Consider the following 24984-nt stretch of genomic DNA (forward strand, 5'->3'; position numbering starts at 1 on the left):
CAAAATCCCCCGGAGGACCGCGGATGCGCTTCAGACACCGAACCAGACAGAGGGTCGTGGCAGGTCTCACCACCCTGCTGCTCCCGTTCGCCGCCATGGTCGGCCTCGCGAGCCCCGCCCAGGCAGCCACCAGTGCCACCGCCACGTACGCCAAGACCCAGGACTGGGGCACCGGCTTCGAAGGCAAGTGGACCGTCAAGAACACCGGGACCACGAGCATCAGTTCGTGGACGGTCGCGTGGGACTTCCCCGCCGGCACGTCCGTGACCTCGGCCTGGGAGGCCGACGTCACGTCCTCCGGCACTCACTGGACCGCGAAGAACAAGTCCTACAACGGCACCCTCGCGGCCGGCGCCTCCGTCTCCTTCGGCTTCAACGGAGCTGGCACCGGCGCCCCCTCCAACTGCCTCGTCAACGGCGGCACCTGTGACGGCGGCACCACGCCGCCGCCGGTCCCCGGCGACGCGCTGCCCTCCGCGCCCGGCACCCCGACCGCGTCAGCCATCACCAACACCTCGGTGAACCTGTCCTGGTCCGCGGCCACCGACGACAAGGGCATCAAGAACTACGACGTCCTGCGCGACGGCGCCACGGTCGCGACCGTGACCGGCACCTCGTACGCGAACACCGGCCTGACCGCCGGCACCACCTACTCGTACACGGTCAAGGCCCGTGACACCGCCGACCAGACCGGTCCGGCGAGCGGCGCGGTCTCCGTGACCACCACCGGCGGCACCACGACCCCGCCGGCCGGCGGCAAGGTCAACCTCGGCTACTTCACCGAGTGGGGCATCTACGGCCGCAACTACCAGGTCAAGAACCTGGACACCTCCGGCTCCGCCTCGAAGATCACGCACATCAACTACTCGTTCGGGAACGTCACGAACGGGCAGTGCGTGATGAGCGACTCCTACGCCGCCACCGACAAGGCGTTCACCGCCGCCGACTCCGTCAGCGGCGTGGCCGACACCTGGGACCAGGCGCTGCGCGGCAACTTCAACCAGCTGCGCGAGCTGAAGGCCAAGTACCCGAACATCAAGGTGCTGTGGTCGTTCGGCGGCTGGACCTACTCGGGCGGCTTCGCCCAGGCCGCGGCCAACCCCACCGCCTTCGCCCAGTCCTGCAAGGCCCTGGTCGAGGACCCGCGCTGGGCCGATGTCTTCGACGGCATCGACATCGACTGGGAGTACCCCAACGCCTGCGGCCTGACCTGCGACACCTCCGGCTTCAGCTCCTTCAAGACGCTGACCTCGGCGCTGCGCACGGAGTTCGGCAGCAGCTACCTGGTGACCGCGGCCATCACCGCCGACGGCTCCTCCGGCGGCAAGATCGACGCGGCCGACTACGGCGGCGCCGCCCAGTACCTCAACTGGTACAACGTGATGACGTACGACTACTTCGGCGCCTTCAACCCCACCGGCCCGACCGCCCCGCACTCCCCGCTGACCTCGTACACCGGCATCCCGACGGCCGGCTTCAACTCGGCCGACGCGATCGCCAAGCTCAAGTCGAAGGGCGTGCCCTCCAACAAGCTGCTGCTGGGCATCGGGTTCTACGGCCGCGGCTGGACGGGAGTCACCCAGGCCACTCCGGGTGGCACGGCGACCGGCGCGGCACCGGGCACGTACGAGGCGGGCATCGAGGACTACAAGGTCCTCAAGACGACCTGCCCGTCCACCGGCACCATCGCCGGCACGGCGTACGCGTTCTGCGGCAACAACTGGTGGAGCTACGACACCCCGGCGACCATCGCCACCAAGATGGCCTGGGCCAACTCCCAGGGTCTGGGTGGCGCGTTCTTCTGGGAGTTCAGCGGTGACACCTCGAACGGTGAACTCGTGAGCGCCATCAAGAACGGTCTCGGCTAAGAAAGTTAAGTAGAAAAGTCAGGCCACATTGACGCGCTGACCGGGCGGGGCTGCTTCCAGCCACGCGAGAAACCCGGTCAGCGCGTCTTCGCTCATCGCCAGTTCGAGACGCGTACCCCTGTGCAGACAGGCGAGGATGATCGCGTCCGAGAGCAGCGCCATCTCCTCCTCGCCCTCCGGGGCACGGCGTCCGGCCACCTCGATCGCCGAGCGTTCCAGGACGCGGCGCGGGCGGGGGGCGTAGGAGAAGACGCGGTACCACTCGATGCGGTCGCTGTTGTAGCGGGCGACGCCGTAGCCCCAGCCCTTGCCGTTGGTGTCGGGTTTCTCGGGCACGTCCCAGCGCAGGCTGCAGTCGAAGGTTCCGCCGGAGCGCTGGATCAGTCGGCGGCGCAGGCCGAAGACGAACAGGCCGATCACTACGAACGCCACTACCAACCCGCACACAGTCAGAGCGAGGACCATCGACACCGACCTCCTCGTCTCCTAGGTAAAGCAGGTAATGAAACGGAAAAAAGCACCCGCATCGCCTCAGCCGCGACCCGGTCCGGAGCAAGCTCCGGTCCTGGCCGCGGCTGAGTCACTTCTTGTCGCGCGCTGGTTTCAGCTCGTCGACACCGCTCGCAGACGGACGTCCGCGCGACGCTCGGCGGAAGCGTCACCGTCCGCCTTCGCGCGCTCGAGCTCCCGCTCCGCGCGCTGGACGTCGATCTCGTCCGACAACTCGGCGACCTCCGCCAGCAGCGAAAGCTTGTTGTCCGCGAACGAGATGAAACCGCCGTGCACCGCGGCGACGACCGTTCCACCCTCACTCGTACGAATGGTCACCGGGCCCGACTCCAGCACACCGAGCAGCGGCTGGTGACCGGCCATGACGCCGATGTCGCCGGACGTGGTACGCGCGACGACCAGGGTGGCCTCGCCGGACCAGACACTGCGGTCCGCGGCGACGAGCTCGACATGCAGCTCAGCAGCCAAGGTGGGCTCCTCGGGTCACCACCCGGCCTTGCCGCCGGGTGTTGGGTCAAAGTCTAGTAGGCGTACATGAGGGGACGGGACGCACCCCGCGAGGTGCGGCCCCGCCCCCTCACCAAGAAGCAGTACTCGGTCAAGAGACCGTTCAGGAGACGCCGAGCTCCTTGGCGTTGGCCTTGAGGTCCTCAATGCCACCGCAGAGGAAGAACGCCTGCTCCGGGAAGTGGTCGTACTCGCCGTCGATGATCGCGTTGAAGGCCGTGATCGACTCCTCCAGCGGAACGTCCGAACCGTCGACGCCGGTGAACTGCTTGGCGACGTGGGTGTTCTGGGACAGGAAGCGCTCCACGCGACGGGCGCGGTGGACGGTGAGCTTGTCCTCCTCGCCCAGCTCGTCGATACCGAGGATCGCGATGATGTCCTGAAGGTCCTTGTACTTCTGAAGGACCGACTTGACGCGCATCGCGGCCGCGTAGTGGTCCGCCGCGATGTAGCGGGGGTCCAGGATGCGGGACGTGGAGTCCAGCGGGTCCACGGCCGGGTAGATGCCCTTCTCGGAGATCGGACGGGAGAGAACCGTCGTCGCGTCGAGGTGGGCGAAGGTGGTGGCCGGGGCCGGGTCGGTCAGGTCGTCCGCGGGGACGTAGATCGCCTGCATCGAGGTGATCGAGTGACCACGGGTCGAGGTGATGCGCTCCTGGAGGAGACCCATCTCGTCGGCCAGGTTCGGCTGGTAGCCCACCGCGGAGGGCATCCGGCCGAGCAGGGTCGAGACCTCGGAACCGGCCTGCGTGAAGCGGAAGATGTTGTCGATGAAGAACAGCACGTCCTGCTTCTGCACATCGCGGAAGTACTCCGCCATGGTCAGACCGGCAAGGGCCACCCGGAGACGGGTGCCCGGGGGCTCGTCCATCTGACCGAAGACAAGCGCCGTCTTGTCGATGACGCCGGACTCGGACATCTCCTCGATGAGGTCGTTGCCCTCACGGGTGCGCTCACCGACACCGGCGAACACGGAGACACCGTCGTGGTTGTTGGCGACGCGGTAGATCATCTCCTGGATGAGCACCGTCTTGCCGACACCGGCACCGCCGAACAGGCCGATCTTTCCACCCTTGACGTACGGGGTGAGAAGGTCGATGACCTTGACGCCGGTCTCGAACATCTCGGTCTTCGACTCGAGCTCGTCGAAGCGCGGGGCCTTGCGGTGGATGGTCCAGCGCTCGCCCGTGTACTTCTCGTCGGAGTTCAGCACCTCGCCGAGGGTGTTGAACACCTTGCCCTTGGTGAAGTCGCCGACCGGGACGGAGATGCCCGTGCCCGTGTCGGTGACCGCGGCCTGGCGGACCAGACCGTCGGTGGGCTGCATGGAGATGGTGCGGACCAGGCCGTCACCCAGGTGCTGGGCGACCTCCAGGGTCAGGATCTTCTTCTCGCCGGCGTTGGCCGGGTCGGCCACCTCGACGTGAAGGGCGTTGTAGATCTCCGGCATCGCGTCGACGGGGAATTCCACGTCGACGACCGGGCCGATGACCCGGGCGACGCGGCCCGTGGCAACGGCCGTCTCAACTGTCGTCGTCATTACTTGTCACTCCCCGCGGTCGCGTCGGCCAGGGCTGCGGAGCCACCGACGATCTCGCTGATTTCCTGGGTGATTTCGGCCTGGCGGGCCGCGTTGGCAAGACGGGAGAGCGTGGTGATCAGGTCTCCCGCGTTGTCGGTCGCCGACTTCATCGCGCGGCGCGTGGCGGCGTGCTTGGAGGCAGCCGACTGGAGCAGCGCGTTGTAGATACGGCTCTCGACGTACCGCGGCAGTAGGGCGTCAAGGACGTCCTCGGCCGACGGCTCGAACTCGTACAGCGGAAGGATCTCGCCCTTGGGCGCCTCTTCCGCGACCTCTTCGAGGCGCAGCGGCAGCAGTCGGCTGTCGACCGCGTTCTGCGTCATCATCGAGACGAACTCGGTGTAGACGATGTGGAGTTCGTCCACGCCGCCCTCCGCCGTCTCCTTCTCGATGGCCTCGATCAGCGGACCCGCGACCTTCTTCGCGTCCGCGTAGGTGGGCTCGTCGGTGAAGCCCGACCACGATTCCACGACCTTGCGCTCGCGGAAGTTGTAGTGGGCCAGTCCGCGGCGGCCGACGATGTACGTGTCGACCTCCTTGCCCTCCGCCTCAAGGCGCGCCGTCAACTTCTCGGCGGCCTTGATGGCGCTGGAGTTGAAGGCGCCGGCCAGTCCGCGGTCGCTCGTGAGGAGCAGCACCGCGGAGCGGGTCGCCGTCTCCGCCTCCGTGGTCAGCGGGTGCTTGGTGTTCGAGCCGGTGCCCACCGCCGTGACCGCGCGGATGAGCTCGGTCGCGTACGGCGCGGAGGCCGCCACCTTGCGCTGCGCCTTGACGACACGCGAGGCGGCGATCATCTCCATCGCCTTGGTGATCTTCTTGGTCGCGGTGACGGACTTGATACGACGCTTGTAGACCCGGAGCTGGGCTCCCATGAGTCAGGTCCCTTCCGTCGTCACTTGGCCGCGGCGGCCGGAGCGTCTTCGCCGAGAAGCTTGCCGTCCGAGGTCTCGAACTGCTTCTTGAACTCCGCGACGGCGTCGGCGATGGCGGTGATGGTGTCGTCCGACATCTTGCCGCCCTCCTTGATGGAGGTCATGAGGCCCTGCTCCTTGCGGTGCAGGTACTCCAGGAGCTCCTTCTCGAAGCGGCGGACGTCGGAGACCGGTACCTCGTCCATCTTGCCGGTGGTACCGGACCACACGGAGACGACCTGGTCCTCGGTCGGCATCGGCTGGTACTGCGGCTGCTTCAGCAGCTCGACCAGTCGCTGACCGCGCTCCAGCTGCGACTTCGACGCGGCGTCCAGGTCGGAACCGAAGGCGGCGAAGGCCTCCAGCTCGCGGTACTGGGCGAGGTCGAGACGGAGCCGGCCGGACACCTGGCGCATCGCCTTGTGCTGGGCGGAGCCACCGACGCGGGAGACCGAGATACCGACGTTCAGGGCCGGACGCTGGCCGGCGTTGAACAGGTCGGACTCCAGGAAGCACTGGCCGTCGGTGATGGAGATGACGTTGGTCGGGATGAACGCCGACACGTCGTTCGCCTTGGTCTCGACGATCGGCAGACCCGTCATCGAACCGGCACCCAGGGCGTCGGAGAGCTTCGCGCAGCGCTCCAGCAGACGGGAGTGCAGGTAGAAGACGTCACCGGGGTAGGCCTCGCGCCCCGGCGGACGGCGGAGCAGCAGGGACACGGCGCGGTAGGCGTCGGCCTGCTTCGAGAGGTCGTCGAAGATGATGAGGACGTGCTTGCCCTCGTACATCCACTGCTGGCCGATGGCCGAACCGGTGTACGGCGCAAGGTACTTGAAGCCGGCCGGGTCGGACGCCGGGGCGGCGACGATGGTCGTGTACTCCAGCGCGCCGGCCTCTTCGAGGGCGCCACGCACGGAGGCGATGGTCGAACCCTTCTGACCGATGGCGACGTAGATGCAGCGGACCTGCTTCTTGGTGTCGCCCGAGCGCCAGTTGTCGCGCTGGTTGATGATCGTGTCGACGGCCAGCGCGGTCTTGCCGGTCTGACGGTCACCGATGATCAGCTGACGCTGGCCACGGCCGATCGGGGTCATCGCGTCGACGGCCTTGTAGCCCGTCTCCATCGGCTCGTGCACCGACTTGCGGATCATGACGCCCGGAGCCTGCAGCTCAAGGGCGCGGCGTCCGGTGGTCTCGATCTCGCCGAGGCCGTCGATCGGGTTGCCGAGCGGGTCGACGACGCGGCCGAGGTAACCCTCGCCCACGGCGACGGACAGCACCTCACCGGTGCGGTGCACCGGCTGGCCCTCCTCGATACCGCTGAACTCGCCGAGGACGACCGCACCGATCTCGCGCTCTTCCAGGTTCAGCGCGAGGCCGAGGGTTCCGTCCTCGAACTTCAGAAGTTCGTTGGCCATCGCCGAGGGAAGACCCTCGATCTTGGCAATTCCGTCGCCGGCGACGGTGACCGTACCGACCTCCTCGCGCGAGGCCGCGTCCGGCTTGTACGACTGGACAAAGTTCTCCAGCGCGTCCCGGATCTCCTCCGGCCGGATCGTGAGCTCCGCCATCTGGGTTCCCTGCTCTCCTTGTTGGGCCCGAAGTTTCACTTGGGGGGATGGGGACTCCCCCCGGTAAAGAGGTGAATCCTCTGCACGGCCCAACGAGGGCCGTAGGTACGTACTGCGTATGAAGTTGGGGCTAGCCGGCCATACGGCGGCTGGCGTCCGCGAGACGGTCCGCGATGGAGCCGTTGATGATCTCGTCGCCGACCTGCACCTGGATTCCGCCGAGGACCTCGGGGTCCACGTCGAGGTTGAGGTGCATCTGACGGCCGTAGAGCTTCGCCAGAGCGGCGCCGAGGCGCTGCTTCTGTCCGTCGCTCAGCGGAACCGCGGAGGTGACGACGGCGACCATGCGCTCGCGACGCTCGGCGGCGAGCCTGGACAGGGACTCGAGTCCCGCTTCCAGGCTACGTCCACGAGGCGCGGTCACAAGGCGCGTCACCAGACGCTCGGTCGTCGCGTCCGCCCGGCCGCCGAGCAGGCTGCGCAGCAGCTCGCTCTTGGCCGCGGTCGTCGCGGCGCGGTCGGTCAGCGCGGCGCGCAGCCCGGTGTTCGAAGAGACGATCCGTCCGAACCGGAACAGCTCGTCCTCGACGTTGTCGAGCCTGCCGGCCTGCTGTGCCGAGGTGAGGTCGGCGAGGCTTGCCAGCTCTTCGAGGGCGTCCACGAGGTCGCGCGACTGCGACCAGCGCGAGCGCACCAGACCGGCCACCAGATCGGCGGTCGACCCGCTGACCTGGCTGCCGAACAGGCGCCCGGCCAGTTCGGCCTTCGCCTCTCCGGGCTGTGCCGGGTCGGTCAGGACCCGACGCAGTGACACCTCGCGGTGCAGCAGCGCGGTGACCGCGGCCAGCTCGTCCGCGAGCTGCGCCGCGTCCACGGACGTGTTGTCCGTCAGCGCGTCGAGACGCTCACGTGCGGCAGCGGTTGCCTCGCGGCTCGCTCCGTGCGCTGTCATCGAGCCGCCTCGGCCTTCTCCTCGAGCTCGTCGAGGAAGCGGTCGATGGTGCGGCTCTGCCGAGCGTTGTCCTCAAGGGCCTCGCCCACGAGCTTGCCGGCCAGGGCGGTGGCCAGCTGGCCGACGTCCTGACGCAGCGCCTGAGCCGCGGCCTTGCGGTCCGCCTCGATCTGCGTGTGACCGGCGGCGATGATGTCCTCACGCTGCCGCTGGCCTTCCGCACGCATCTCGGCGATGAGCGTGGCGCCCTGCTCCTGCGCCTCCTGGCGCAGCCGCGCGGCTTCGTGACGGGCCTCGTCGAGCTGAGACTTGTACTGCTCGAGCACGCTCTGGGCCTCGGTCTGAGCGGCCTCGGCCTTCTCGATACCGCCCTCGATGGCCTCGCGACGCTGCTCCAGAACCTTGTTGATGTTCGGGAGAAGCTTCTTGGCGAGGAAGCCGAAGACGATGACGAAGGCGATCAGGCCGATGACGAGCTCGTCGAGATGTGGGATCAGAGGATTCTGGGATTCCTCGGCCGCCGCAATGAACAGAGCGTTCACATCAGTGCCTTCCATGAAAGGGGTACGGGCTGTCTGGCCGTCTTACGACGGGTAGACGAAGCCCATGACGATGCCGATCAGGGCGAGCGCCTCACAGAAGGCGAAACCCATGATCTGGTTCGTACGGATCAGGGCGGCGGCTTCGGGCTGACGGGCGAGAGCCTGGGTGCCGTTACCGAAGATGATGCCGACGCCGACGCCGGGGCCGATGGCCGCAAGGCCGTAACCGATGGAGGCGACGTTGCCGGTGACAGCGGCGAGAGTCTCGGACATACCGGTTCTTCCTTCTCTTTCAAGGACCCGGTGGGGGTTGGCCACCGGGCGTCTGGGGGGAGGAGATAGCAGGTGGGGCTCAGTGGTGCTTGGCGAGCGCACCCTGGACGTAGCTGGCGGCCAGGAGCACGAAGACGTACGCCTGAACGGCCTGGATGAAGAGCTCGAAGGCGGTCATCACGATGACCATCACGAACGAGGTGGCGGCGTAAACGACGCCGATGCCGTTCAGCAGGTACCAGGAGGCCAGCGAGAACATCACGATCAGCAGGTGGCCGGCGAACATGTTCGCGAACAGTCGCACCGCGTGTGTGAAGGGCCGGATGATCAGGTTCGAGAAGAACTCGAGGACGACGATGAGCGGCAGGATCGGGCCGAGCGACTTGTCGTAACCCGTGATGTTCTTCCAGCCACCGACGAAGCCGTGCTTCTTGAAGGTGAGGCTGACCCAGAGGACGTACACGATCAGGGCCAGACCGGCTGGGAAGGCAATCAGCGACGTGACCGGGAACTGGGCGAGCGGGATGATCGACCAGATGTTCATCATCCACACGAAGAAGAACAGCGAGACCATGAGCGGCACATACTTCTCGCCGTCCTTCTTGCCGATGATCTCGTAGACGATGCCACGGCGTACGAAGTCGTAGCCTGCCTCGCCAACCATCTGAATCTTGCCGGGAATCAGCTTGGGCTTGTTGAACGCGGCCCAGAAGAACCCGATGACCACAAAGCAACCCAGGAGCGCCAGCAGCATCGGCTTCGTGAACTCGAAGCCGGCCACGGTGAAGATGGGCTCGTACACGAACGTATGGAGACCCGGCGCCGGAAAGCCGCAACCGGTGAAGATGTGACAGCTTGCGTCGAAGGCGAGCATCTGGGGGTCAGCACTCACCGCGGGCTCCTTCAGCGTGGCGCATAGGTACGGCAACCTCGTTGTGTCGGCGCGGCGCGCAGCCGCGGTTCGGCACTGGACTGGTGTTACGGATGTGGGGGCGGCTGTGGGGCATCAAGCCTCGCGTTTGAGCAGGCGTCAGCTCAGATGCCCGCGCCCGCGATGCCGCAGTTGGCACCGGACGATAGCAGGGTCTGCTAGGCGCACTTATCCCGGCCCTACCCCTCACGACGAGTGCCCTGTCTTTTCGGGCTTGTCGCCCTTCGAAGACTCGGGTTCGACATAGAGGATCTTGGCCTTCATTTGGGCACGCGCCTGTGCACCGATCCACGCGAGCGTGGTGGCGACGAGCGTGATCGCGAAAGCTTTGGGGTTGAACAACGTCGTGTTCTTGAACGCGGCGACAAAGATGAACAGCAGAAGAATCTGTGCCGTGTAGAGCATCAGACCCATCGCCTGGAACAAGTGCGGAAGCGATTTGGCAGTGCGCTGCAGAACGTAGAGCCCGATACCCATGAAGAGGATCACAACCAGCGTCGCGATGACCGCCCCGACTGCTCCCTTGCCACCGGCGACCACACCACTGACGACGGCGGCAATCGCGCCGACGACAGCTGTGGGCACAGCGGCCTGAAGGAGAATCCGGGCGTCATTGGACGGCATGGCGGCAACTCCGCTTGTTAAGGGGGGCAGGGTGTCGTCATGGACGAGCGTAATCCCGGGCTGAGAGAGAACCTCACGCCAAGGGACCATCTCTCTCAGGTCCTTCGGCTCCGCCCCGGGTTCTCGTGAACCGTATCACAAACTATTTGATGAGGTCTTTACCTGGTTGGTGTGCTCGCTGTCACACATGAGAGTGAAGGTGCGCGTCTGTGCAATTTGCTGGCCAACTTGTCTGGTATTGGGGCAGTTTGCCGACGCGCGGGGGCGCGAACCTCTTGCAAGATTCTTACCTTCGCGTCAGCGCGACGACCCGGCTTTACGCCGATCCAGGAAGCGCGAACGAGCGCCAATTGCCGTCGCCCCGTTGACTCCTGAGACTCCGGCAGCAACCGGAGTGCGGTCCTCCGGCGCCCCGTCCTCCTCGGCGAAAACCCCTGCCTCGAAGGCACCGGCCGGCACGGCCTCCGCTGCCTCGGGCGAGGCGGCTACGACCCTGCTACGGCGATAACGCGGCGGCACGAAGCTCTCGGCCCAACGCGGGGTACGCGGCGTGAAGCGCGGCAGCAGGAGCAGGACGAGACCGACCGCGCTGAGCCCCATGATCCCGAGCACGATCCACATGGCGCCGGAGTTGACCGAGTACGCGAGGGCACCGAAGGAGATCAGCGCCGACCAGAAGTACATGATCATGACCGCGCGGCTGTGTGAGTGCCCGACCTCCAGGAGGCGGTGGTGCAGGTGCCCGCGGTCCGCGGCGAACGGGGACTGTCCGCGCCAGGTGCGCCGCACGATGGCGAGGACCAGGTCGGCGGCCGGGATCGCGATGATCGTCAGCGGCAGCAGCAGCGGGATGAAGACGGGCACCGTCTGGTGCACGGTGTTCCGCTCGGAACCGGAGAACAGGTTCATCACGTCGGGGTCGATCTGCCCGGTGATGGAGATGGCGCCGCCGGCCAGCACGAGCCCGATGAGCATCGACCCGGAGTCGCCCATGAAGATCCGCGCGGGGTGCATGTTGTGCGGCAGGAAGCCCAGGCACATGCCCATCAGGATCGCCGCGAAGAGGGTGGCCGGGGCGGCGGCCTCGATTCCGTAGCTGTACCAGATGCGGTAGGCGTACAGGAAGAACGCGGCGGACGCGATGCACACCACTCCGGCAGCCAGACCGTCCAGGCCGTCCACGAAGTTCACCGCGTTGATGGTGATGACGACCAGGGCGACGGTGAGCAGGGTGCCCTGCCACGAGGTGAGCGCCACCAGGCCGACGCCCGGGATGGGCAGCCACAGGATCGTCAGACCCTGCACGACCATCACACCGGCCGCGATCATCTGGGCGCCCAGCTTGATCAGGGCGTCGATCTCGAACTTGTCGTCCAGGACACCGATCAGCCAGATCACCGCCGCGCCGGAGAGCAGGGCGCGCGGCTCATTGGAGTTCGCGAAGACGTCGCTGAGGTTCTCCAGGTGGTCCGCGACCAGCAGGCCCGCGCACAGCCCGAAGAACATCGCGATGCCGCCGAGCCGCGGGGTCGGTTCTCGGTGCACGTCACGCGCACGGATCTCCGGCATGGCTCCGGCCACGATCGCGAACTTCCGCACCGGCCCTGTCAGCAGATACGTCACCGCGGCCGTCACGCAGAGCGTCAGCAGGTATTCACGCACGGGCTTCCCCACAGGTCTCGCTGGCCATCTGAGCCCCACACCTTAGCGATGCATGCATACGGTTGGGGACTTCCGGGTAGCGACGATGGTTGCACGAGTGGCTGTGCACGAGGTTCCGTCTACCCCGCATCAGCCGGGATACGGCGGAAATCTGCTGGTCAGCTCCCTGACTTCTTCACGAACCGGCTTCGCGTCCGCTTCGCCCCGCAGCACACTCGCGAAGAGTACGGCCACCCGCGCCATCTCCGCCTCCCCCATCCCCTGCGTGGTCAGCGCCGCCGTACCCAGCCGCAGCCCCCGCGCGTCCCCGTGCGGCAGCGCGCAGGTGTCGAGGACCATCCCGGCGGCGGCGAGACGTCCTCGGGCGATGCGCCCGTCGACGCCGAGGGGCGCGGTGTCGACGGTGAGCAGGTGGGTGTCGGTGCCACCGGTGGTGATCGCGAGCCCTTGCGCGTCCAGCGCCCCGGCGAGCACCCGGGCGTTGGCGACGACCTGATGGGCGTACGCCGTGAAGGCCGGGGTCGCCGCCTCGCCGAACGCGACGGCCTTGGCGGCGATCGTGTGCATCTGGGCGCCACCCTGGGTGAACGGGAACACCGCCCGGTCGACGCGCTCGGCCAGCTCGCCGCCGCACAGGATCATGCCGCCGCGGGGGCCGCGGAGCACCTTGTGGGTGGTGGCGCAGACCACATCGGCGTACGGCACCGGATTGGGGGCCGCTCCCCCGGCGACGAGCCCGATGGGGTGGGCGGCGTCGGCGATGAGATAGGCGCCCACTTCGTCGGCGATCTCCCGGAACAGCGCGTAGTCGATGTGCCGGGGATAGGAGATGGACCCGCAGACGATGGCCTTGGGGCGGTGCGTACGGGCCAGCGCGCGGACCTGTTCGTAGTCGATGAGGCCGGTGTCCGCCTCGACGCCGTAGCCGACGAAGTCGAACCACCTGCCGGAGAAGTTCGCGGGCGACCCGTGCGTGAGGTGGCCGCCGAAGGGCAGCCCCATCGCCAGAACGGTGTCACCGGGGCGCAGCAGGGCGGCGTACGCGGCGAGGACCGCCGAACTCCCCGAGTGGGACTGCACGTTGGCGTGCTCGGCGCCGAAGAGGGCCTTCGCGCGGTCCACCGCGACCCGCTCGGCGACGTCCACGATCTCGCAGCCGCCGTGGTGGCGGGCGCCCGGATATCCCTCGGCGTACTTGTTGGCCAGCGGCGACCCGAGCGCGGCCAGCACGGCGGGCGAGGTGAAGTTCTCGGCCGCGATCAGCTGCAAGGTCGTCGACTGCCGCGCCAGCTCGCCGAGCAGGATCTCGGCGAGCTCCGGGTCCTGCCGACGCAGAACATCCGCTTCCAGGGTGTGTGTGACCGGCATGGTGGACTCCGGACCTCGGCGTGGGGGTGCGCTACGTCCAATGTAGAACCGGGACCGATGGGCCGCCCGGTGTCGCAGTCCGCCGGGCGCATCGGGCCTCCGACAGGGGCCTACGTACGGGCACGTACCCCCGTGAGCGCCGTCACCACCGGATCCAGCGCCTCGTTGATCTCGTCCCCGATGGACCGGAAGAACGGCAGTGGGGCGCCGTAGGGGTCGAAGACCTCGTCCGCCTCCGCGGTGGGGGCCAGGAGCCAGCCGCGCAGCGCCGCCGCGGCCCGTACCAGGGCGCGGGCGCGCTCGATCACTCCCTCCTCCAGGGGTGGGAGCGTGGCGGGATCTATGGCCCGTACGAGTCGGGTGAACTCCTTGAGGGTGAAGGTGCGCAGGCCCGCCGAGTGGCCCATGGAGATGACCTGGGCGCGGTGGTCGCGGGTGGCGGTGAGGACCAGGTCGGCGCGGATGACGTGGTCGTCGAGGAGTTCGCGGCCCACGAAGCCGGAGGGGTCCGCGCCGTAGTCGGTGAGGACCGTGGCGGCGTTGGTCTCCATGGGCGCGCCTTCGTGCCCCCAGGTGCCCGCGCTCTCCACGATGAGACCGCCCCACAGGGGGTCGCCGAGCCGGTCCGCGAGGGCATGGCGGGTCAGCCGCTCGGTGATCGGCGAGCGGCACACGTTCCCGGTGCTGACGTGGAGGATGCGGAAGGACCCCCTGGGAGAACCGTTGGCCCCCGTGATCCCCGTGCCTATGCCACGCCCCGCGTCAGGGGCTGTCAATTCGCCACCTCGAGGTCGGGTACGACCTTCCGGAGCTCCTCGGCCGACAGTGCCCCCTCGCGCAGCAGCACGGGCACCTTGCCGGTCACGTCGACGATCGAGGAGGGGACGATGCCGGGGGTCGGGCCGCCGTCCAGGTAGACGGAGACGGAGTCGCCGAGCATCTCCTGCGCGGCGTCACAGTCCTCCGGCGAGGGGTGACCCGTGAGGTTGGCGGAGGAGACCGCCATCGGGCCGACCTCGGTGAGCAGTTCGATGGCTACGGGGTGCAGCGGCATGCGCACGGCGACGGTGCCGCGGGTGTCCCCCAGGTCCCACTGGAGGGACGGCTGGTGCTTGGCGACGAGGGTGAGCGCGCCCGGCCAGAACGCGTCGACCAGCTCCCAGGCCATCTCGGAGAAGTCCGTGACCAGGCCGTGCAGGGTGTTCGGGGAGCCGATGAGGACGGGGGTGGGCATGTTGCGGCCCCGGCCCTTGGCGTCGAGGAGATCGGCGACGGCCTCGGAGGAGAACGCGTCGGCGCCGATGCCGTACACCGTGTCGGTCGGGAGGACGACCAGCTCGCCACGGCGGACGGCGGACGCGGCTTCACGCAGACCGGTGGTGCGGTCGGTCGCGTCGTTGGTGTCGTATCGCCGTGCCATTTAGCGGTCCTCCTCGTACACGTGACTCTGCCTGGGGAACTCGATGCGCGTGCTCACGGCATCGCCTTGCGGGCGGTCGCGAACCGCGGCCGGTTGTTGAGGTCCGGGTGGTCGGCCGCGTCGGCCCAGCCCCGCTCCTCGGTGAAGATCCACGGCACCTGCCCGCCCTGGGTGTCGGCGTGCTCGATGACGACGACGCCGCCGGGCCGCAGCAGACGGTGCGCGGTGCGCTCGATGCCGCGGATCAGGTCGAGGCCGTCCTCCCCCGAGAACAGGGCGAGTTCGGGATCGTAGTCCCGGGCCTCCGGCTGGACGTACTCCCATTCCGTGAGCGGGATGTACGGCGGGTTGGAGACGACCAGGTCGACATGGCCGTCGAGGTCGGGAAAGGCCTCCAGAGCGTCTCCCTGGCGCAAGTCGACCCTGGAGCCCGCGACGTTCTTGCGGGTCCACTGGAGGGCGTCCTCGGACAGCTCCACGGCGTGCACACGGGAGCGCGGGACCTCCTGCGCGAGGGCGAGCGCGATGGCGCCGGAGCCCGTGCACAGGTCGACGATCAGCGGCTCCACGACATCCATGGCGCGTACGGCGTCTATGGCCCAGCCGACGACGGACTCGGTCTCCGGACGCGGCACGAACACCCCTGGCCCGACCTGGAGTTCCAGGTACCGGAAGTAGGCGCGTCCGGTGATGTGCTGGAGCGGCTCGCGCGCCTCGCGGCGCGCGGTCACCTCCCAGTAGCGGGCGTCGAAGTCGGTGTCCTTGACGGTGTGCAGCTCGCCCCGCTTCACGCCGTGCACGAAGGCGGCGAGCTCCTCCGCGTCATTACGCGGCGAGGGCACGCCGGCGTCGGCCAGCCGCTGGGTGGCCTGGGCCACTTCCGCGAGCAGCAGGTTCACGCTGGTCCTCCGGGCTGAGCTGTTGTCATGAGGTGGGTGGAACTCTTACGCGGCGGCGAGCTTCGCGGCCGAGTCCGCGTCGACGCAGGCCTGGATCATCGCGTCCAGGTCGCCGTCGAGGACCTGATCCAAGTTGTACGCCTTGAAGCCGACCCGGTGGTCCGAGATGCGATTCTCCGGGAAGTTGTACGTACGGATCTTCTCGGAGCGGTCGACGGTGCGGACCTGGCTGCGGCGGGCGTCCGCGGCCTCCCGTTCCGCTTCCTCCTGGGCCGCCGCGAGGAGCCTGGAGCGCAGGATACGCATCGCCTGCTCCTTGTTCTGCAGCTGGCTCTTCTCGTTCTGACAGGAAGCGACGACTCCGGTGGGAATGTGCGTGATGCGTACGGCGGAGTCGGTGGTGTTGACGGACTGGCCGCCGGGACCCGAGGAACGGTAGACGTCGATGCGCAGGTCGTTGGCGTGGATCTCGACGTCGACTTCCTCGGCCTCGGGCGTGACCAGCACACCGGCGGCGGAGGTGTGGATGCGGCCCTGCGACTCGGTCGACGGCACGCGCTGTACGCGGTGCACCCCGCCCTCGTACTTCAGCCGCGCCCAGACGCCCTGGCCCGGCTCGGTCGCACCCTGGCCGCCCTTGGTCTTCACGGCGACCTGGACGTCCTTGTAGCCGCCGAGTTCGGACTCGGTGGCGTCGATGATCTCGGTCTTCCAGCCGACGCGCTCGGCGTAGCGCAGGTACATGCGCAGCAGGTCGCCTGCGAAGAGGGCCGACTCGTCGCCGCCCGCGCCCGCCTTGACCTCGAGGATGACGTCCTTGTCGTCGTTGGGGTCGCGCGGGACCAGCAGCAGCCGGAGCTTCTCCGTCAGCTCCTCGCGCTGCTTCTCCAGCTCCTTGACCTCGGCGGCGAAGTCCGGGTCGTCGGCCACGAACTCCTTCGCCGTCTCGATGTCGTCCCCGGTCTGCTTCCAGGAGCGGTACGTCGCGACGATCGGGGTCAGCTCCGCGTAGCGCTTGTTGAGCTTGCGCGCGTTGGCCTGGTCGGCGTGCACCGACGGGTCAGCGAGCTTCGTCTCCAGATCGGCGTGCTCGCCGATCAGTTCCTCGACCGCCTCGAACATCTCCGGCTCCAATGGGCTGCCCCCGGCTCCATGACGGGCTCGGGGACGTAGATAAAACGAATGGGGGCTGCACCGCAAAGCGCCGGTCCCGACGCCCCCGTGCAGGGGCGCCGGAGACCGGCGCTGTGAGGTCGCTACTTCGTGGCAGCGGCAGCCTTGCCGAAGCGGGCCTCGAAGCGGGCCACGCGGCCACCGGTGTCGAGGATCTTCTGCTTGCCCGTGTAGAACGGGTGGCACTCGGAGCAGACCTCGGCACGGACGGTGCCGCTGGAGATCGTGCTACGGGTGGTGAACGACGCGCCACAGGTGCAGCTGACCTGCGTCTCGACGTACTCGGGGTGGATGTCGCGCTTCAAGGTGTCTCCTAGTTTCGGGAGGGCGCCGGGTCGCCGCCGCGGATTGCGGGTGCGTGAACCGGAGCCGACGTACCAGTCTGCCAGGACTGGCCGCATCCCCCAAAACCGGGGGGCGCCATGATCTATTCCCGGGAGCTTCCCGGTGCAGCTCAGCCGGCGCTGACGACGTCCTTCGCGCTGCCCGTGGCGGTGCCCTCGGTGGCGGACTTCGGGATCACCTGGTCGTTCTTCAGGGCGTCCCAGACCAGCTTGTCCTTGGCCTCGTCGATGATCACGCGGTTGGCGTTCGCGCTGTCGTACTGGACCGGCATCGTCACCATGGTCATCTTCGAGGAGCTGATGCCCTTGAGGCCGCCCGCGAAGGACACCAGGTCGTTGACGGACTTCAGGTCGGAGTCGGTGGTGATGGCGCTGGTGGCGGTGTCGGCGAGTTCGAGCAGCTTGGTCGGGCTGGTCAGCAGGCCGATGCTCTTGACCTGGTTCATCAGGGCCTTGATGAACGCCTGCTGGAGCTGGATCCGGCCGAGGTCGGAGCCGTCACCGACGCCGTGCCGGGTGCGGACCAGGCCGAGCGCCTGCTCGCCGTCGAGGGTGTGGGTGCCGGCCGTGAGGTTCAGGTGGCTGTCGGGGTCGTTGATGTCCTGGGTGGTGGTGATCTTCACGCCGCCCAGGTCGTCGATGAGCTTCTGGAAGCCGCTGAAGTCGACCTCGATGTAGTGGTCCATGCGGATCCCGCTCATGGACTCGACGGTCTTCACGGCGCAGGCGGCGCCCCCGGTGGAGTACGCGGAGTTGAACATGACGTCGGAGGCCGCGTCGTGCGTGACTCCGTTGGCGTCGGTGCAGGAGGGGCGCTCGACGAGGGTGTCGCGGGGTATGGAGACCACACTGGCCGACTTGTGGCCCTCGTTCACGTGCACGACCATCGCGGTGTCCGAGCGGGCGCTGCCGTCGTCGGTGCCGCCGCCCAGCTTCACGTTGGAGCCGGAGCGGGTGTCGGAGCCCAGGACCAGGATGTTCTCGGAGCCGTTGTCGACCTTCTCCGGCCGGTCCGTGCCAAGGACCTGGTTGATGTCGACGCTCTTGATGTTGCCGTTGAGCTTGAAGTACAGGTATCCGGCGCCGGTGCCGCCCAGCACAACGATGCCCGCCGCGACCCAGGCCGTGATCAGCAGGCCCTTGCGGCGCTTGCTGCGGGCCTTGCGGCGGCGGCCCTTCGCGCGGTGGCGCGGGGCGCTGGTGCCGGACTCCCCGGATATGCCGGGTTCCGGCTTGCTCTCGGCAGGCATGTGCTCCTCAGTCCTTGTTCGGGTCGGTTACCCCCTGCTTTCAGGCTCAGGCCCGTTCGTCGTGACACATGCACCTCCATGGTCACTCCGTACGGTCAGACGGGGAAACTCGGGCAAGGGTTGCACGACGCTCTGTGCCCAAGTTGTGGACATACAGGCACAGCGAGTCACCGGGGAGTCCATGGAAACCCCCGCTCACCTGCGATTTCAGCCGAATTAGCCGTGCCGTTCGAAATCGGCACCGATCCCGGCTCCTGTGGCAAAGATCTCGCTGATCGCCTGTCGGCCGGCGCCACGCACAGGGCCGCCCCCGTCACCGGAGTGACGGGGGCGGCCCTCGGGTTCCGCAGGGTTCGGATCAGTCGTTGCCGTTGCCCGGCGTCGTCTTCGCGATCTGCATCAGGAACTCGGCGTTGGACTTCGTCTGCTTCATCTTGTCCAGCAGGAGTTCGATGGCCTGCTGCGAGTCGAGCGCGTGCAGCACCCGGCGCAGCTTCCAGACGATGGCGAGCTCCTCCGGGTTGAGGAGGATCTCTTCCTTACGCGTGCCCGACGGGTCGACGTCGACCGCCGGGAAGATGCGCTTGTCGGCGAGCTTCCGGTCGAGCTTGAGCTCCATGTTGCCGGTGCCCTTGAACTCCTCGAAGATCACCTCGTCCATGCGCGAGCCGGTGTCGACGAGCGCGGTGGCCAGGATGGTCAGCGAGCCGCCGTCCTCGATGTTGCGCGCGGCACCGAAGAAGCGCTTCGGCGGGTACAGCGCGGTCGAGTCGACACCACCGGACAGGATGCGGCCGGAGGCGGGGGCGGCGAGGTTGTACGCACGGCCCAGACGCGTGATCGAGTCGAGCAGGACGACGACGTCGTGACCCAGCTCCACCAGACGCTTGGCCCGCTCGATGGCGAGCTCGGCGACCGTGGTGTGGTCCTCGGCCGGGCGGTCGAAGGTCGAGGAGATGACCTCGCCCTTCACCGACCGCTGCATGTCCGTGACCTCTTCCGGACGCTCGTCGACCAGGACGACCATCAGGTGGCACTCGGGGTTGTTGACGGTGATCGCGTTGGCGACCGCCTGAAGGATCATGGTCTTGCCGGTCTTCGGCGGGGCCACGATCAGACCACGCTGGCCCTTACCGATCGGCGCGACGAGGTCGATGATGCGGGTCGTCAGCACGCCCGGGTCGGTCTCCAGACGGAGCCGGTCCTGCGGGTAAAGGGGCGTCAGCTTGTTGAACTCCGGGCGGCCACGGCCCGATTCGGCGGCCATGCCGTTCGCGGAGTCGAGGCGGACCAGCGCGTTGAACTTCTCGCGGCGCTCGCCGTCCTTGGGCTGGCGGACCGCGCCCGTGACGTGGTCGCCCTTGCGCAGACCGTTCTTGCGGACCTGGGCGAGGGAGACGTACACGTCGTTCGGACCCGGCAGGTAGCCGGACGTACGGATGAACGCGTAGTTGTCGAGGATGTCGAGGATTCCCGCGACCGGGATCAGGACGTCGTCGTCGGCGACCTGCGGCTCGTTCGGGCCGAAGTCCTCGCGGCCACGACGGCCACGACGGTCCCGGTAACGGCCGCGACGACCGCGCCGGCCATCGCCGAACTCGTCGTCGTCCTGGGGGCCGTTGTCACGCTGCGGGCCGTTGTCACGCTGCTGCCGGTCCTGGCGGCCGCCCTGGCTCTGCTGCTGCCGGTCCTGACGGTCCTGGCGCTGCTGGCCGCCGCTCTGTCCCTGGCCACTCTGAGCCTGACCACCCTGGCCCTGCTGCTCGTCGGTCTTGCCGGCCCGGCGGTCGCGGTCACGGCCACCACGGTCGCGGTCACGACGGTCACGGCGGCCCTGTCGGCCGTCGCCGTCACCCGCGTCGGCCTTGGCCTCGACCAGGGTCTCCGTCTTCGGCTCGCTCGTCGCCTCGGCGGTGACCGTCTCGGGGCTGCCGGCCTCGGCGACGGCGCGGCGGCGACGGCGCTCGCCCACGGGTGCGTCCTCGGCCTCGCTCGCTCGGGAGGGGCCACCGGCGGGCTGGCCGGGAATGTCGATCTGCTGCTGGGCCACGGCCTTTTCGGCGGCGGGCTGCTCGGCCTTCACCTCGGCCGCGACGGCGTCAACGCCCGTACGGGCCTTCGAGGTGGCGCGGCGCTTCGGCTTGGTCTCGGCGGTGGCCTCGGCCTTCGCCGACGCGCTGCCTCCTCCGGCCTGCGCCTCCTTGATGACCTCGATCAGCTGGCTCTTGCGCATCCGCGCGGTGCCCCTGATACCGAGGCCGGACGCGACCTGCTGAAGCTCGGCCAGCACCATGCCGTCAAGGCCGGTACCGCGGCGCCGCCGGGAGCCTGCACCGGAGGCAGGCGCCGCTGAGGCGTCCGTGGCGGGCGTGGCAACGGTCTCCTCGACACGTGCGCCCATCAGATCGGTGGTGTCGCTCACGAAGGGTCCTTCCCTGGAGCGGACGTCGGCCTGTCTGGCACGGCGACCGGTTTTGCTGTCCGGATTTGGTCCTTTTGGTACGGACCGTGCCGGGGCGGTGGTCCGCCAACGCGGCGGAAGAAATAACTGGTGATGACGATTCCGGAGCCGTGGCACTGAATTGCGGTGTCATCGGCTCGGTCACGCCGGTTCCGGAGCGTGCTCAACACTGCTCAGCACGTAGCACCCAATGCATGGCACAAAGCAGTTTGGGAGGCTCCCGGAAGAATGGGTGTCCCGAACGGGGACGTGAAGCACCTCGCCATGGTGAGGTCGGGTGCAGACTTGAGATTAACACTACCGGATCCAACAAACATTCCCCCTCTCGAAATCCGGTAACCGCGCGCTTCTAATGGACACCGGAGGGTGCGAGCGGCAACACGCTCGCTCCCGTGGCATCGAGGTCCAGACGATTGGCAGCCCACCCCTGACCTGCGAGGTCGGCGATTTTGTCGGCCGACGCCCCGTCAGCCAGGGCCAGCACCGTGGGGCCCGCGCCGGAGATCACCGCGGGGATGCCGTCGGCCCGCAGCCGCTCCACCAGCGCGATGCTCTCGGGCATGGCCGGGGCGCGGTACTCCTGGTGCAAGCGGTCCTCGGTGGCGGGCAACAGCAGGTCGGGACGCCGGGTGAGGGCCTCGACGAGCAGGGCCGCGCGGCCCGCGTTTGTCGCGGCGTCGACATGCGGCACCGTGCGCGGAAGCAGACCGCGCGCGGTCTCGGTGAGAACCGGCTTTCCCGGTACGAAAACCACCGGAACGATGGAATCGGCGGGTTCCATCCTGATCGCCCGCGCCGCGCCCGTCTCCATCCAGGAGAGCGTGAATCCGCCGAGCAGACAGGCCGCGACGTTGTCGGGGTGCCCCTCGATCTCGGTGGCGAGCTCAAGCAGGGCCGTGTCGTCGAGTTTCGTGTCCCCGCCTATGGTCACCGCCCGTGCGGCGACGATGCCGGCGCAGATGGCGGCCGACGAGGAACCGAGGCCCCGGCCGTGCGGAATGCGGTTGGCGCAGACGATCTCAAGGCCGCGCGGTTGTCCGCCCAGCAGATCGAAGGCGGTGCGCAGGGAACGTACGAGGAGATGACCCTCGTCGCGCGGCAGCGTCTCGCTGCCCTCACCCGCGATGTCGATGTGCAGCCCGGCGTCCGCCACCCGGACGACCACGTCGTCGTACAGCCCCAGTGACAGGCCGAAGGCGTCGAAGCCCGGCCCGAGATTGGCGCTGGTGGCGGGGACGCGCACCCGGACGGCGGCGGCGCGGAAGGCTGGACCGGCCATCGCTCGATGACTCTCCTTGAGCTGCGTGATGTACGAGACCTTGAACTGCGTGATGTGCGAGACCTTGAACTGCCTGACGTACGAGATTCTCGAAAACGTGCGAGACGAACGTGGGGCGACTTGCGATACGACGGTGGAGCGACTGACGGTACGGAGGTGGAACGGGCCGACGATACGGATGGTGGGACGGTTTGCGCTACGAACCTGACGTGTACGTCAACACCCGAAGGCCACAACGAGGGCGGCACCGCGGCATATGCGGCGGGCGGGTTCAGTACAGCCTATCGAAGACAGGTTCTGTGGCGACATAGGGCGCACGGGAGGCGCACGATGCGTGTCGTAAGCCCCCCGTGCACCCCCCGTCGGGTGTCCTTCGGGGTGTTCTCCGTTTACGCGAGGTGTTATGCGAGGTGTTATGCGAGACCGAGCTTCTCGGCGGCCGCGACGGCGTCCACCGGGACGGTCACCGGCTGCGGAGCGCCGGCGACGGCCCAGTCCGGATCCTTGAGCCCGTTTCCGGTGACCGTGCAGACGATCGTCTGGCCCGGGTCGACCTTGCCCTGCTCGGCGGCCTTCAGCAGACCGGCGACGGACGCGGCGGACGCGGGCTCGACGAAAACGCCCTCCTGCGCGGCCAACAGGCGGTAGGCGCGCAGGATCTCACGGTCCGTCACCTCGTCGATGAACCCACCCGACTCGTCCCGGGCGGCCAGCGCGAACTGCCAGGACGCCGGGTTGCCGATACGGATCGCGGTGGCGATGGTCGACGGGTCCTTGACGACCTCGCCGCGCACGATCGGGGCGGAACCGGAGGCCTGGAAACCCCACATGCGCGGGGTCTGCCCGGCGATGCCGTCGGCGGCGTACTCCTTGTACCCCTTCCAGTACGCGGTGATGTTGCCCGCGTTGCCCACCGGGAGGACGTGGATGTCGGGCGCGTCGCCGAGCATGTCCACGATCTCGAACGCGGCGGTCTTCTGGCCCTCGATGCGCACCGGGTTGACCGAATTGACCAGCGCCACCGGGTAGTTCTCGGAGAGCGACCGCGCGAGGGTGAGGCAGTCGTCGAAGTTGCCGTCGACCTGGAGGATCTTCGCGCCGTGCACGAGGGCCTGGCCCATCTTGCCGATCGCGATCTTGCCCTGCGGCACGAGCACGGCACAGACCATCCCGGCGCGTACGGCGTAGGCGGCGGCGCTCGCGGACGTATTGCCGGTGGAGGCGCAGATGACGGCCTTCGCGCCCTCCTCCTTGGCCTTCGAGATGGCCATGGTCATACCGCGGTCCTTGAAGGACCCGGTCGGGTTGGCGCCCTCCACCTTCAGGTGGACCTCGCACCCGGTGCGCTCGGAGAGCACCTGCGCGGGCACGAGCGGCGTGCCGCCCTCCCGAAGCGTCACGACCGGCGTGCTGCCGGATACCGGCAGCCGGTCCCGGTACTCCTCGATGATTCCGCGCCACTGGTGGGTCATTGCTGGTTACTCTCCTTCAACCCGCATGATGCTGGCGACACCCCGCACGGTGTCGAGGCTGCGCAGCGCCTCGACGGTCCCGTTCAGGGACGCGTCGGACGCACGATGGGTGACTACGACGAGGGAGGCCTCGCCGCCCCCGTCCTGTCGGCTCTGCTGGCGCACGGTGTCGATGGACACCCCGTGCTCGGCGAAGACGGTGGCCACCTGGGCGAGAACACCCGGCTTGTCGGCCACGTCGAGGCTGATGTGGTAGCGCGTCACGACCTCGCCCATGGGGGAGACGGGCAGTTGGGCGTACGCGGAGGCGCCGGGCCCGGTCGCGCCGCTGAGCTTGTTGCGACAGACGGCCACGAGGTCACCGAGCACGGCGGACGCGGTCGGCGCGCCTCCGGCACCCGGCCCGTAGAACATGAGCTGCCCGGCGGCGTCCGACTCGACGAAGACCGCGTTGTACGCGCCGCGCACGGAGGCGAGCGGATGGCTCAGCGGAATCATGGCCGGGTGCACGCGCGCGGTGACGGACGCGCCGTCGGCGGCCCGCTCGCAGATGGCGAGCAGCTTGATGGTGCAGCCCATCGCCTTCGACGAGGCGAAGTCGGAGGCGGTGACCTCGGTCATGCCCTCGCGGTACACGTCGTCGAGGCGTACGCGCGTGTGGAAGGAGATTCCGGCGAGGATCGCGGCCTTGGCGGCGGCGTCGAAGCCCTCGACGTCGGCGGTGGGGTCGGCCTCGGCGTATCCCAGCGCGGTGGCCTCGTCGAGCGCCTCCTGGTACCCGGCGCCCGTCGAATCCATCTTGTCGAGGATGAAGTTGGTGGTGCCGTTGACGATGCCCATCACGCGGTTGATCTTGTCGCCGGCGAGGGACTCGCGCAGCGGCCGGATGAGCGGGATGGCGCCGGCGACGGCGGCCTCGTAGTAGAGGTCCTTGCCCTGCTCCTGGGCGGCGGCGTGCAGCGCGGCACCGTCCTGGGCGAGCAGCGCCTTGTTCGCCGAGACCACGGAGGCGCCGTGCTCGAAGGCGGTGGTGATGAGCGTACGAGCGGGCTCGATACCGCCGATGACCTCGACGACGACGTCGATGTCGCCCCGTTTGACGAGCGCGGTCGCGTCGGTGGTGATGAGGCCGGGGTCGATGCCCTCACGGACCTTGGCGGGGCGGCGTACGGCGACGCCGGCCAGTTCCACCGGGGCCCCGATCCTGGCGGCGAGATCGTCGGCGTGCGTCGTCATGATGCGCGCCACCTCTGAGCCGACTACCCCGCAGCCCAGCAGCGCCACCTTCAGCGGACGCGTACGCATCATCCGACCTCGTTTCCTGTTACGTCACGGTTGGACCAGTCTCACTCACCGGACGGGACTTTCTATCCCATGTCCGG

At 68.2% G+C, this 24984-nt stretch carries 23 protein-coding genes; 1 reads left to right on the plus strand and 22 read right to left on the minus strand.

Going from position 1 to position 24984, the window contains the following annotated elements:
• Positions 1–23 precede the first annotated feature (23 nt).
• On the plus strand, positions 24–1868 hold the full coding sequence (locus ACIPC1_RS07240; protein WP_402514086.1) for a glycosyl hydrolase family 18 protein: 1845 nt from the start codon (positions 24–26) through the stop codon (positions 1866–1868).
• Between the two features lie 18 nt (positions 1869–1886).
• Here the strand turns inward: ACIPC1_RS07240 and ACIPC1_RS07245 are convergent, their stop codons facing one another.
• The 22 genes from ACIPC1_RS07245 to ACIPC1_RS07350 form a co-directional block, all read right to left on the minus strand.
• Positions 1887–2333 carry a DUF2550 domain-containing protein gene (locus ACIPC1_RS07245; RefSeq protein ID WP_384382707.1) on the minus strand — a complete coding sequence of 149 codons (447 nt, stop codon included), beginning with the start codon at positions 2331–2333 and terminating at the stop codon, positions 1887–1889.
• A 138-nt stretch (positions 2334–2471) separates the two neighbouring features.
• Positions 2472–2846, minus strand: coding sequence for a F0F1 ATP synthase subunit epsilon (locus tag ACIPC1_RS07250; RefSeq protein WP_384382708.1), 375 nt, complete (start codon positions 2844–2846; stop codon positions 2472–2474).
• 142 nt (positions 2847–2988) lie between these two features.
• Positions 2989–4425: a F0F1 ATP synthase subunit beta gene (gene atpD, locus ACIPC1_RS07255; RefSeq protein ID WP_402514088.1), complete on the minus strand. Its 1437-nt coding sequence runs from the start codon at positions 4423–4425 to the stop codon at positions 2989–2991.
• Positions 4425–5339 (minus strand): F0F1 ATP synthase subunit gamma, encoded by a 915-nt coding sequence (locus ACIPC1_RS07260; protein ID WP_402514090.1) that lies wholly within the window; start codon positions 5337–5339, stop codon positions 4425–4427. The genes atpD and ACIPC1_RS07260 overlap by 1 nt, the downstream gene beginning before the upstream one ends.
• Positions 5340–5359: 20 nt before the next feature.
• On the minus strand, positions 5360–6952 hold the full coding sequence (gene atpA / locus ACIPC1_RS07265) for a F0F1 ATP synthase subunit alpha (protein WP_402514092.1): 1593 nt from the start codon (positions 6950–6952) through the stop codon (positions 5360–5362).
• A 130-nt stretch (positions 6953–7082) separates the two neighbouring features.
• Complete coding sequence (locus ACIPC1_RS07270; protein ID WP_402514093.1) at positions 7083–7904, minus strand: F0F1 ATP synthase subunit delta; 822 nt, start codon at positions 7902–7904, stop codon at positions 7083–7085.
• On the minus strand, positions 7901–8446 hold the full coding sequence (locus ACIPC1_RS07275; protein ID WP_402514095.1) for a F0F1 ATP synthase subunit B: 546 nt from the start codon (positions 8444–8446) through the stop codon (positions 7901–7903). The genes ACIPC1_RS07270 and ACIPC1_RS07275 overlap by 4 nt, the downstream gene beginning before the upstream one ends.
• Positions 8447–8488: 42 nt before the next feature.
• A complete protein-coding gene (atpE, locus tag ACIPC1_RS07280) occupies positions 8489–8719 on the minus strand; it encodes an ATP synthase F0 subunit C (protein ID WP_384382714.1) in 231 nt (76 codons plus the stop codon).
• A gap of 79 nt (positions 8720–8798) precedes the next feature.
• On the minus strand, positions 8799–9611 hold the full coding sequence (atpB, locus tag ACIPC1_RS07285) for a F0F1 ATP synthase subunit A (RefSeq protein ID WP_402514098.1): 813 nt from the start codon (positions 9609–9611) through the stop codon (positions 8799–8801).
• A 225-nt stretch (positions 9612–9836) separates the two neighbouring features.
• Positions 9837–10274, minus strand: coding sequence for a hypothetical protein (locus tag ACIPC1_RS07290; RefSeq protein ID WP_402514100.1), 438 nt, complete (start codon positions 10272–10274; stop codon positions 9837–9839).
• 297 nt (positions 10275–10571) lie between these two features.
• Positions 10572–11936 carry an MraY family glycosyltransferase gene (locus ACIPC1_RS07295; protein WP_402514103.1) on the minus strand — a complete coding sequence of 455 codons (1365 nt, stop codon included), beginning with the start codon at positions 11934–11936 and terminating at the stop codon, positions 10572–10574.
• A 129-nt stretch (positions 11937–12065) separates the two neighbouring features.
• A complete protein-coding gene (glyA, locus tag ACIPC1_RS07300; RefSeq protein WP_402514104.1) occupies positions 12066–13304 on the minus strand; it encodes a serine hydroxymethyltransferase in 1239 nt (412 codons plus the stop codon).
• A gap of 110 nt (positions 13305–13414) precedes the next feature.
• Positions 13415–14080, minus strand: a complete 666-nt coding sequence (locus tag ACIPC1_RS07305) for a protein-tyrosine-phosphatase (RefSeq protein ID WP_365441015.1) — start codon at positions 14078–14080, stop codon at positions 13415–13417.
• Positions 14077–14724 (minus strand): L-threonylcarbamoyladenylate synthase, encoded by a 648-nt coding sequence (locus tag ACIPC1_RS07310; RefSeq protein ID WP_402514107.1) that lies wholly within the window; start codon positions 14722–14724, stop codon positions 14077–14079. Before ACIPC1_RS07310 ends, ACIPC1_RS07305 begins: the two co-directional genes overlap by 4 nt.
• Positions 14725–14777: 53 nt before the next feature.
• A complete protein-coding gene (gene prmC, locus ACIPC1_RS07315; protein WP_384382720.1) occupies positions 14778–15623 on the minus strand; it encodes a peptide chain release factor N(5)-glutamine methyltransferase in 846 nt (281 codons plus the stop codon).
• A 45-nt stretch (positions 15624–15668) separates the two neighbouring features.
• Positions 15669–16745 (minus strand): peptide chain release factor 1, encoded by a 1077-nt coding sequence (prfA, locus tag ACIPC1_RS07320; protein ID WP_384382721.1) that lies wholly within the window; start codon positions 16743–16745, stop codon positions 15669–15671.
• Positions 16746–16879: 134 nt separating this feature from the next.
• A complete protein-coding gene (gene rpmE / locus ACIPC1_RS07325; RefSeq protein WP_365441023.1) occupies positions 16880–17101 on the minus strand; it encodes a 50S ribosomal protein L31 in 222 nt (73 codons plus the stop codon).
• Positions 17102–17250: 149 nt separating this feature from the next.
• Positions 17251–18390, minus strand: a complete 1140-nt coding sequence (locus tag ACIPC1_RS07330; protein WP_402514109.1) for an LCP family protein — start codon at positions 18388–18390, stop codon at positions 17251–17253.
• A gap of 358 nt (positions 18391–18748) precedes the next feature.
• The gene (gene rho / locus ACIPC1_RS07335) at positions 18749–20812 is read right to left on the minus strand and encodes a transcription termination factor Rho (RefSeq protein ID WP_402514111.1); all 2064 of its coding nucleotides are present in this window, start codon (positions 20810–20812) and stop codon (positions 18749–18751) included.
• A gap of 388 nt (positions 20813–21200) precedes the next feature.
• The gene (gene thrB / locus ACIPC1_RS07340; protein WP_402514113.1) at positions 21201–22130 is read right to left on the minus strand and encodes a homoserine kinase; all 930 of its coding nucleotides are present in this window, start codon (positions 22128–22130) and stop codon (positions 21201–21203) included.
• 413 nt (positions 22131–22543) lie between these two features.
• Complete coding sequence (thrC, locus tag ACIPC1_RS07345) at positions 22544–23602, minus strand: threonine synthase (RefSeq protein WP_402514115.1); 1059 nt, start codon at positions 23600–23602, stop codon at positions 22544–22546.
• A 6-nt stretch (positions 23603–23608) separates the two neighbouring features.
• The gene (locus ACIPC1_RS07350) at positions 23609–24907 is read right to left on the minus strand and encodes a homoserine dehydrogenase (protein WP_402514848.1); all 1299 of its coding nucleotides are present in this window, start codon (positions 24905–24907) and stop codon (positions 23609–23611) included.
• Positions 24908–24984: the final 77 nt, after the last annotated feature.

The sequence above is a fragment of the Streptomyces sp. NPDC087263 genome (assembly GCF_044744645.1).
Taxonomy (GTDB): Bacteria; Actinomycetota; Actinomycetes; order Streptomycetales; family Streptomycetaceae; genus Streptomyces.

What these genes read in the sequence shown, in the direction of transcription:
- ACIPC1_RS07240 (WP_402514086.1), top strand. Translation starts at nt 24, where the DNA reads ATGCGCTTCAGACACCGAACCAGACAGAGGGTCGTGGCAGGTCTCACC.
- ACIPC1_RS07245 (WP_384382707.1), bottom strand. Translation starts at nt 2,333, where the DNA reads ATGGTCCTCGCTCTGACTGTGTGCGGGTTGGTAGTGGCGTTCGTAGTG.
- atpD (WP_402514088.1), bottom strand. Translation starts at nt 4,425, where the DNA reads ATGACGACGACAGTTGAGACGGCCGTTGCCACGGGCCGCGTCGCCCGG.
- ACIPC1_RS07260 (WP_402514090.1), bottom strand. Translation starts at nt 5,339, where the DNA reads ATGGGAGCCCAGCTCCGGGTCTACAAGCGTCGTATCAAGTCCGTCACC.
- atpA (WP_402514092.1), bottom strand. Translation starts at nt 6,952, where the DNA reads ATGGCGGAGCTCACGATCCGGCCGGAGGAGATCCGGGACGCGCTGGAG.
- ACIPC1_RS07270 (WP_402514093.1), bottom strand. Translation starts at nt 7,904, where the DNA reads ATGACAGCGCACGGAGCGAGCCGCGAGGCAACCGCTGCCGCACGTGAG.
- atpE (WP_384382714.1), bottom strand. Translation starts at nt 8,719, where the DNA reads ATGTCCGAGACTCTCGCCGCTGTCACCGGCAACGTCGCCTCCATCGGT.
- ACIPC1_RS07290 (WP_402514100.1), bottom strand. Translation starts at nt 10,274, where the DNA reads ATGCCGTCCAATGACGCCCGGATTCTCCTTCAGGCCGCTGTGCCCACA.
- glyA (WP_402514104.1), bottom strand. Translation starts at nt 13,304, where the DNA reads ATGCCGGTCACACACACCCTGGAAGCGGATGTTCTGCGTCGGCAGGAC.
- ACIPC1_RS07310 (WP_402514107.1), bottom strand. Translation starts at nt 14,724, where the DNA reads ATGGCACGGCGATACGACACCAACGACGCGACCGACCGCACCACCGGT.
- prfA (WP_384382721.1), bottom strand. Translation starts at nt 16,745, where the DNA reads ATGTTCGAGGCGGTCGAGGAACTGATCGGCGAGCACGCCGATCTGGAG.
- ACIPC1_RS07330 (WP_402514109.1), bottom strand. Translation starts at nt 18,390, where the DNA reads ATGCCTGCCGAGAGCAAGCCGGAACCCGGCATATCCGGGGAGTCCGGC.
- thrB (WP_402514113.1), bottom strand. Translation starts at nt 22,130, where the DNA reads ATGGCCGGTCCAGCCTTCCGCGCCGCCGCCGTCCGGGTGCGCGTCCCC.
- thrC (WP_402514115.1), bottom strand. Translation starts at nt 23,602, where the DNA reads ATGACCCACCAGTGGCGCGGAATCATCGAGGAGTACCGGGACCGGCTG.
- ACIPC1_RS07350 (WP_402514848.1), bottom strand. Translation starts at nt 24,907, where the DNA reads ATGCGTACGCGTCCGCTGAAGGTGGCGCTGCTGGGCTGCGGGGTAGTC.